Genomic DNA, 8,233 nt, shown 5'->3' with positions numbered 1-8,233 from the left:
GACCACTACGACTCCCGTGCAGGCGATCCGCATCTGCATACGCACGTCGTCATCAGCAACAAGACCATGACCGTCCTCGACGGCAAATGGCGCTCCCTCGACGGGCGCCCGATGCACGCCGCGACCGTCGCGCTGTCCGAGCTGCACGAGGCGGTGTTCGCCGATCACCTGACCCGGATGTTCGGGGTCTCGTGGGAGGCCCGCGACATGGGCAAGGACAGGAACCCCGCCTGGGCCATCACGACGGTTCCCGAGTCGCTGGTGTCGGAGTTCTCTTCACGGTCTCGGCATATCGAGGAGGAGAAGAACCGGCTCATCGCCGAATACGTTGCGGCGCATGGGCGGCAGCCGTCGAGCGCGACGATCCTGAGACTCCGCGCCCAAGCTACCCTCACCACCCGGCCCGAGAAGCAGGTCCGCTCCCTCGCCGACCTCACGAGCGAGTGGCGGCAGCGCGCCGGCCGGCTCCTCGACGCCGACGCGACCGCATGGGCAAGGTCGGTCACCGCGAACGACGCCCCGCTGCTCCTGCGCGCTGATGACGTGCCGTTGGAGGTGATCGCAAATCTCGGGCAGAGCGTTGTGGAGACGGTGGGTGAGAAGCGGTCGACGTGGCGGCGCTGGAACCTCACGTCCGAGGCCGCCCGGCAGACGATGGGCTACCGGTTCGCCAGCACGGAGGATCGGGAAGCCATCGTCGGGCTCGTCGTAGATGCCGCCGAAGCCGCTTCCCTGCGCCTCACCCCGCCCGAGCTCGCATCGAGTCCGGCGGTGTTCCAGCGCCCGGACGGAACGAGCGTGTTCCGTCCGAAGCACTCCGCCGCGTTCTCCTCCGAACTGCTCCTCGCGGCGGAAGACCGGCTCCTCGAGCGCGCCCGCACGATGACCGGCCCGACCGTTCCCCTCGCGACGGTCGAGAAGATCACCGCGAGGCCGGATCGGGAGGGGCGGATGCTCGGCCCGGATCAGGCCGACGCGCTCGCAAAAGTTGCCGTGTCGGGGCGCATCGTCGATGTCCTCGTCGGCCCTGCCGGGGCCGGAAAGACCACGGCGATGAACGGCCTGCGCCGTGCGTGGGAAGCAGAGCACGGCGCCGGTTCCGTGGTCGGGTTGGCGCCGTCGGCGGTGGCGGCGCAGGTTCTCGCCGATGACCTCGGCATCGCCACCGAGAACACGGCGAAGTGGTGGCAGAACCACATCATGTACGGCGAGACCTTCCAGGACGGGCAGCTCGTGATTCTGGATGAAGCCTCCCTCGCCGGCACCTTCTCTCTCGACCGCATCACCCGCCTCGCCGCCGAAGCCGGCGCGAAAGTTCTCCTGGTGGGCGACTTCGCGCAACTCCAATCGGTCGACGCTGGCGGGGCGTTCTCGCTCCTGGTTCATGATCGGAAGGATGCGCCGGAGCTGGTCGACGTGCACCGGTTCGTGAACCCGTGGGAGAAGGTCGCCTCCCTCGAACTTCGCCACGGGCACACGGAAGTCATCGACACCTATATCGAGCATGACCGTGTTCGAGGCGGTGAGACGGAGACGATGATCGACGCCGCCTACACAGCCTGGCGCGCCGACACGCAAGCTGGACGAGCAAGCGTGTTGGTGACGGACTCGAACGAAGCCGTCGCAGCCCTGAACAACCGTGCCCGCACCGATCTGATCCTGGACGGCACCGTGCATGGCAGCCGGGAGGCGGAGCTTCGAGACGGCGCCCGCGCCGCTATCGGGGATACCGTCATCACCCGCAGCAACGATCGCCGCCTCCGCACCGGCCGCTCCTGGGTCCGTAACGGCGACCGGTGGACGGTCACCGACGTTCGCGACGACGGCTCGATAGCGGTACGGCGGGTCGGGAAGAAGTGGGGCACCGTGATCCTGCCCGCCGAGTACGTCTCGGACGACCTGGACTTGGGATATGCCGTCACGTCTTTCCGGGCGCAGGGCATCACCGTTGACACCTCACATGTGCTGGTCGATCCGTCGATGACGCGCGAGAACCTGTACGTCGCCCTCACCAGAGGCCGGGAGTCGAACCGGGCGTATGTCGCCGTCGACAAGCCCGACGCCTCACACGAAGGCCCGCATCCCGGCGACAACACCGAAGCCACCGCCCGGAGCGTGTTGTCCGGTGTTCTGCAGCACGTCGGCGCGGAACTCTCCGCCCACGAAACCATCGAAGCCGAACACGAGGCATGGTCGAACATCGGCCAGCTCGCCGCCGAATACGAGACCATCGCCGCAGCCGTCCAACGCGACCGCTGGGCGAACCTCATCCGCGCCTCCGGGCTCAGCGATGACGATGCCGAAGCGGCCATCACCTCTGATGCCTTCGGCGCGCTCACCGCGGAGCTTCGCCGCGCGGAGGCGAACCATCACGACCTCGATACGCTCGTACCGCGCCTGGTCGCGGCCCGCGAATTCGATGACGCAGATGATGTCGCAGCGGTGCTCCACTACCGCGTCGCCCGCGCCACCGCCCGGCCCGCCGGGTCCGGTAGAACCCGCAAAGCACCCCGGCTCATCGCCGGCCTGATCCCAGAAGCGACCGGGGCGATGAGCACCGACATGCGGCAGGCCCTCGAAGAGCGCCGCGAGCTGATCGAACAACGCGCCACGGCCATCACCGAAACGGCACTCGCAGACCGCACGCCGTGGATCACGGCACTCGGGACGCAGCCCGAAGAGACCAGGTCAGCGGAAGCATGGCGGCGGCAGGTGCAGACGGTGGCCGCGTACCGGGATCGCTACGACATCACCACCGAACAGCCACTCGGAGCCCCGGCGGAGTCGGAGGCGCAGAAGATCGACGCCGCCCGAGCCCAAGCCGCCATCGACCGGGCGCAGGCTCTCGCGGCCCCGACCAGCCGAACACTGCGCCGCCGCCCACAGACCCCGGCCCGCCGAGGCCCGGCGCTCTGACCGGCAGCAGGACCAGCAGGCGCAGAAACGGCACGGGCACCCGAAGAGGGGTGCCCGTGCCGTTTCGGTCGAGGTCAGAGCGAACGTTGCGGCGACGACGAAGGCGCGGCCCTTCGCTGGGCGGGGCTCGCGACCCCGAAGGAACGGCCCGTGCTCGGGCGGGGGTCCTCGACCATCTCGCGAACATCCTGCGTCATAGTCACGATCCGGGCGACGCCTTCCCGGATCAACCGATGCGTGCCGGCACTGGCAGCGGAGGTGATCGGCCCTGGTACGGCGCCGACCGGCCGCCCGAGGTCGCGGGCTTCCTTCGCAACGTGGAGCGAGCCGGAACGATACCCGGCCTCGGGAATGATCGTCGCCGCAGACAAGGCCGCCATGATCCGGTTCCGTGCCAGGAACCGCCACTTCGTCGGTGCCGCACCCGGCGGCATCTCACTCACGAGGACACCCAGATCAGCGACGCGGCTCAGCAGGTCGCTGTTGCCCGACGGGTACGGACGATCCAGCCCGCCGGCCATGACCGCAATCGTGCTCCCACCCACACTGAGCGCGGCCTTGTGCGCGGCAGCATCGACACCGTAGGCACCACCGGACACGATGAACAGCTCCTCGTTCGAAAGCTCGCCCGCCAGCTCAGTCGTGACTTGGACACCATAGGAGGTGGCAGCGCGGGCGCCGGAGATCGTCACCCGATCACGCAGCGGCATCGACAGCAACGAACTCGCACCCTTCGTCCACAGCGCAACAGGTTCCCGATCCCCAAGCGCATCCAGTCCGGTCGGCCAGTCCTTGTCGCCGGGGATCAGGACGTGCAGCCCGAACTTGTCGGTCTCCCTCCTCGCCGTCTCCACGACCGGAACGAGCAGGCGCGGGGCGAGCTGGCGACGCCACAACTCACCCTCCATTGAATCGAGAACCGTCGGCAGCGCACCGTCGCTCTGGGCGAGGCGCACCGTATCGACCGCGCCGACCGCGGCGATGAGCCGTCCGGTACGGGAGTCGTTTGGCTCCGCGGTGGCAGCGAGGACGATCCTCGCAGATCGTTCGTCCTTGGCGAGAGAAGTGATCGTGACCATGCGAGGCTCCATCCAGTCGTGTGCCAAGCAGGTACGCCTCACCCACCGGGGAGTCTGATCGCACCTCTTACGAATGTCGCGAGCCGGTCGTATCCTGAACGATGAGGCGACTCTTCAAGGTTCGCCGTCGCTCGACGCGATGGCATGACCGCTCGACTGGCGGTCCATCAAGGTTCTTCATCGCCGAACCTTGAAAGGACTACACCCATGTTCCGGCTCATCTGGATTCTCAGCGTTCACGTTCGGAACGCCCTTCACCGGTACGCACCAACCAACATCCTGAGCGATGCGATCCGCTCTGAACGCCTCAGACCCGTGTGGGCTCTCGGGGCGATGCTACTGGCAGTTCCGTACTTCCTGGCGGCGTATCTCTGCACCACCGTCATCGACGGGGGAGGCCCGCGCGCGCTTTACGTTCTCGTGGTGCTGTTCATCTGGAACGCGATGAAGATGCTCTGGATCGGCCCGGTCACCATCATCGTTCAAATTCGTACACGCATTTCAGAAGCCATACTCCAGCAGAAGGCAGGCAAATAGGTGCCAAGTACATCTTGACGAGTACCAGGCGCAACGCTCCGGTCTCGTAATCGGCGCACTTCGGACGCTCGAAACCGGATTCTTTCTAGTCGGACATCGCGCGCGAGCATGGACTACGTTTCGCTCGCCGGAGCTTCAGATTGAGTCGGGTCCCTGAAACTACTCCGAGACTGGAGAAGTGAACGAAGAACAGCAGTCCAACTTCCACGGTCTAGAACCGCTCCTGAATATCAACGAACTCGCCGACTACCTCGGCATCCCCGTCTCGACCATCTACGACTGGCGCACCAACGGAAAGGGCCCTCGAGCCTACAGGTTCGGGAAGCGCATCAAGTTCGGCGTCGGCGACGTCCGCACTTGGATGGATACTATGCGCGAACCCGCCGGCGCCGCTACGTTTCCCGGCGGTGCGGGGAGCGCGCGTGGGTAGGCCTCGAACCCCGATCGGCACCTTCGGGGTCATCGCCACCAGCGCACAGCCCAGCGGCAGCCACGTCGCGAAGACCCGCTACCGCGACTGGGACGGCAAGAGCCGACTCGTCCAGGCCACCGGATCCTCGCGCTCCGCAGCCGAGCGAAAGCTGAAGCAGAAGCTCTCCGAACGCTCGCTGTACCAGCCGGGATTCAACGGGATGAGCGCCGACAGCCCCTTCCCGGAGCTCGTCGCCTACTGGCTGGAAGACATGGAGATCGAAGACCGGCTTTCACGAACCACCAGGAACTTGTACGAGCGGGACATGCGATCCCTCGTGCTCCCGGCCTTCAAAGAGCTCACGCTCCGCGAGATCGGCGTCGCCCGCTGCGACTACTTCCTCAAGCAACTCGCCAGACGCAGTTACAGCCGCGCCAAGCACGCCCGCGTCGTCCTCCGACTCGCACTCGCGCTCGCGGTCCGGCACGAGATCCTGCCTCGCAACCCGATGGATCACGTCTCCCGGCTCCACCGGAAGAAGACCATCCCCGACGCGTTCACGATCGGCGAGGTGCAGGACATCCGGGCGGCGATCAAGGCTTGGGAGTCCCGGCGGGTTCTGGCGGGTCCGAGGCCGGATCGGCAGCTCGGGCAGATCGTCGAGGTCATGCTCGGTACCTCTGCGCGCATCGGCGAGGTCCTCGCCATACGCCTCCAGGATCTCGATCTGGATGGCCCGATCCCGACGGCACGGATCGCCGGGACGATCATCAGCCGCAAGGGTGAGCCGACCCACCGGCAGGATCATCCGAAGACGGATCGCTCGGTTCGCCGCGTCGCACTGCCGTCGTTCGCGCTGCAGGCGATCCGCTCACGCCTGCTGCGTAGCGGCGACACCGAAGCGGGTGACCTCCTGTTCAGCACGCGGGTCGGGACGCCGCACACGACGAACAACATCCGTCGGCTACTGCGCGACGTGATGGACGAGGCCGGGATCGAGAACGTCACCCCGCACCGCTTCCGCCGCACCGTCGCCACTGTCGTCAACGACGCGCAAGGCGCGCTTCTCGCCTCCGAGCTCCTCGGGCACACCGACCCGCGGATCACGATGCAGCACTACATCCAGCGTAACGAGACCGTGAACCCTGTCACGGCTGAGCATCTTGAGCGGGCCTTCGGCAGGGCCGGATGATCGCCGTGCGATACCCGCTAGGCCCGCTGCCGTGGGATGTCTGAGGTTCGTGACATGATCCGTCACGCCGCCCCGAGGGTCCCGGGATCTGGCCGTTTCAATGAGAGGATAGAGGCATGACGAGAGCGCCCGAACTGAGTGTCCTGGAGATCTGCGCAGGTGCCGGAGGGCAGTCGTCTGGCCTGGAGATGGCAGGGTTCGGCCATTCGCTCGCCGTTGAGATCGACCGCGACGCAGCGGCCACGCTCCGCCTGAACCGGCCCGAGTGGGACGTGCACGAGGGCGACGTCCGCGACATCAACGGCCGCGACTACAAAGGCATCGATCTGCTGGCCGGGGGAGTGCCCTGCCCGCCGTTCTCCATCGCCGGCAAGCAGCTCGGCGCCGACGACGAGCGCGACCTTTTCCCGGAGGCCATCCGGCTCGTCCGTGAGGCACGCCCGACCGCCGTCATGCTGGAGAACGTCAAGGGCCTCGCTTCCGTGCGCTTCGCTCCGTACCGGCAGTCCATCCTGGACTCGCTTGACGACATGGGTTACGACGCTGACTGGCAGCTTTTCAACTCCAGCGAGTTCGGTGTCCCGCAGCTGCGGCCCCGGTTCATCCTCGTCGCGATGAAGCGCCGCAACTTCCGCAAGTTCACGTGGCCCCGTGCGATCGGCACCCCGCCCACCGTCGGCCGCGTCCTCGGCCCCCTCATGGGGTCCCGCGGCTGGGAAGGCGCCGCAGAGTGGGCCAAGCGCGCGAACAATATCGCGCCTACGCTGGTCGGCGGTTCCAAGAAGCACGGCGGCGCTGACCTCGGCCCGACTCGTGCGAAGCAGGCGTGGCTGCAGCTCGGTGTCGACGGCAAGGGCATTGCTGACGAGGCACCCGCACCGGACGCGCCGCTGGACTACGTGCCGCGGCTGACGAATGACATGGCAGCCCGCATCCAGGGTTTCGATTCGGAATGGCACTTCTCCGGCCGCAAGACGTCGGTGTACCGCCAGATCGGAAATGCGTTCCCTCCGCCTGTCGCCAGGGCGATCGGAGAGTCAATCGCCGAGGCGATGGGCGCCGTCGTGTCTCGCACAACGCGCACCGGCACCAGCCTCCGCGCCGTCAGCTAAGAGAGCTCATCCGGCCGGGTTCTTCTTCGCCTTCTTCAGGCGTTCGATCTCCGCCCGGATATTGCCGTCGGGCCAGTCAGCGAACGCGGTGAGCCGGTAATAGCTCATCATGCGCCCGTTCTCCTTGCGCTTGCTCGTCGTATAGTCCCAGCCGAGCACACGCAGTTCCCGCATCCGCCGCTGCCAGTCGTCCTGGTACTGATGCATCGATGCGACGACACTGACTACCTGGGCGGGCGCCTCAACGTCTGCGGCGTGGAACGCCTTGAGAAGCTCGCCGATCCGACGATGCGGCTCCTTATGCTGCGTCGCGGCGCGGATCTGGTCCTCAAACGGGTCCATCGACGAGTAGAACGCCTGCTTATCGTGATTGCACTGGGTACACAGGGGCTGGAGGTTCTCGATGTCGTCTGTTCCGCCCCAGCTGTGAGGGATTTTGTGATCGACTTCCAGCTTCACGTGATCGTCAGTTGGGGTCTTCCCGCATTGCGCGCAGCGTTTACTGCTGAGGACCTCGCCGCGCACGCGGGCTGAGATCCCCTTCCGTCTCGTCGTAGTGCTCGGCTTCGACGTAGCCCGTCCTCGAAGCGGATACACCCACACGCCGTCCCGGCGCTCGGGCTTCATATCGAAGATTGCGTACATATCGCGTAGCCGCCGCCCCGTCTGGGCATGGGCTCCACCAGCCTGGTCGGCGTAGAACGCCTCGATCTCGGTCATCGTCGGTGGATCGTCGCGCCGTTCATACAGGAGGCGGTAGATCACTTGCTGTTCCGTCTCGCGCAGCAGGGCCTTGAGCTCGTCGCTATCGGGCTCCGGCAGATCAGCAGAAGTCATCTCCTCGGCACCACCGGAGCAGGACCGTTCACGCTTTCGCTGTCCGATGCCATCCGCCACCAGCCATCCGCGATCTCGGCGCCATCGGCGGGCGATGCGGGGACGACACGGACGCTGACCAGCTCTCCGGGCTCGGGAGTGACAGCAC

Annotated in this window: 7 protein-coding genes and 1 pseudogene; 6 read left to right on the top strand and 2 right to left on the bottom strand. The window is 66.5% G+C overall.

The window, feature by feature from the left end:
* Together BGN97_RS04820 and BGN97_RS04815 are read left to right on the top strand one after the other, a co-directional pair.
* Positions 1-402: pseudogene (locus BGN97_RS04820) on the top strand (relaxase domain-containing protein); the annotation flags it as partial.
* Positions 403-654: 252 nt separating this feature from the next.
* A complete protein-coding gene (locus BGN97_RS04815) occupies positions 655-2,916 on the top strand; it encodes an AAA family ATPase (protein WP_363331404.1) in 2,262 nt (753 codons plus the stop codon).
* Between the two features lie 74 nt (positions 2,917-2,990).
* Here the strand turns inward: BGN97_RS04815 and dprA are convergent, their stop codons facing one another.
* Complete coding sequence (gene dprA, locus BGN97_RS04810) at positions 2,991-3,995, bottom strand: DNA-processing protein DprA (RefSeq protein WP_292698491.1); 1,005 nt, start codon at positions 3,993-3,995, stop codon at positions 2,991-2,993.
* Positions 3,996-4,202: 207 nt separating this feature from the next.
* On the opposite strand from dprA, the gene BGN97_RS04805 reads away from it, so the two are divergent.
* The 4 genes from BGN97_RS04805 to BGN97_RS04790 all read left to right on the top strand — a co-directional run bounded on the left by BGN97_RS04805 (position 4,203) and on the right by BGN97_RS04790 (position 7,248).
* A complete protein-coding gene (locus BGN97_RS04805) occupies positions 4,203-4,532 on the top strand; it encodes a sulfate permease (protein ID WP_292698489.1) in 330 nt (109 codons plus the stop codon).
* Positions 4,533-4,710: 178 nt separating this feature from the next.
* A complete protein-coding gene (locus BGN97_RS04800) occupies positions 4,711-4,962 on the top strand; it encodes a helix-turn-helix domain-containing protein (protein ID WP_292698487.1) in 252 nt (83 codons plus the stop codon).
* Complete coding sequence (locus tag BGN97_RS04795; RefSeq protein WP_292698485.1) at positions 4,955-6,136, top strand: tyrosine-type recombinase/integrase; 1,182 nt, start codon at positions 4,955-4,957, stop codon at positions 6,134-6,136. The genes BGN97_RS04800 and BGN97_RS04795 overlap by 8 nt, the downstream gene beginning before the upstream one ends.
* Before the next feature lie 116 nt (positions 6,137-6,252).
* Positions 6,253-7,248 (top strand): DNA cytosine methyltransferase, encoded by a 996-nt coding sequence (locus BGN97_RS04790; protein WP_292698482.1) that lies wholly within the window; start codon positions 6,253-6,255, stop codon positions 7,246-7,248.
* 6 nt (positions 7,249-7,254) lie between these two features.
* On the opposite strand, the gene BGN97_RS04785 is transcribed toward BGN97_RS04790, so the two are convergent.
* On the bottom strand, positions 7,255-8,085 hold the full coding sequence (locus tag BGN97_RS04785) for an HNH endonuclease signature motif containing protein (protein WP_292698480.1): 831 nt from the start codon (positions 8,083-8,085) through the stop codon (positions 7,255-7,257).
* Positions 8,086-8,233 lie beyond the last annotated feature (148 nt).

The sequence above is a fragment of the Microbacterium sp. 69-10 genome, assembly GCF_001897945.1.
In the GTDB taxonomy this organism is placed as follows: domain Bacteria; phylum Actinomycetota; class Actinomycetes; order Actinomycetales; family Microbacteriaceae; genus Microbacterium.
The sequence above is the reverse complement of the archived record's forward strand: the minus strand, read 5'-3'. Positions and strand labels throughout refer to the sequence as shown.

Bases quoted from the DNA above. Each gene is read 5' to 3' on its own strand.
- BGN97_RS04785 (WP_292698480.1), bottom strand. From the start codon at position 8,085: ATGACTTCTGCTGATCTGCCGGAGCCCGATAGCGACGAGCTCAAGGCC.
- BGN97_RS04815 (WP_363331404.1), top strand. From the start codon at position 655: ATGGGCTACCGGTTCGCCAGCACGGAGGATCGGGAAGCCATCGTCGGG.
- dprA (WP_292698491.1), bottom strand. From the start codon at position 3,995: ATGGTCACGATCACTTCTCTCGCCAAGGACGAACGATCTGCGAGGATC.
- BGN97_RS04805 (WP_292698489.1), top strand. From the start codon at position 4,203: ATGTTCCGGCTCATCTGGATTCTCAGCGTTCACGTTCGGAACGCCCTT.
- BGN97_RS04790 (WP_292698482.1), top strand. From the start codon at position 6,253: ATGACGAGAGCGCCCGAACTGAGTGTCCTGGAGATCTGCGCAGGTGCC.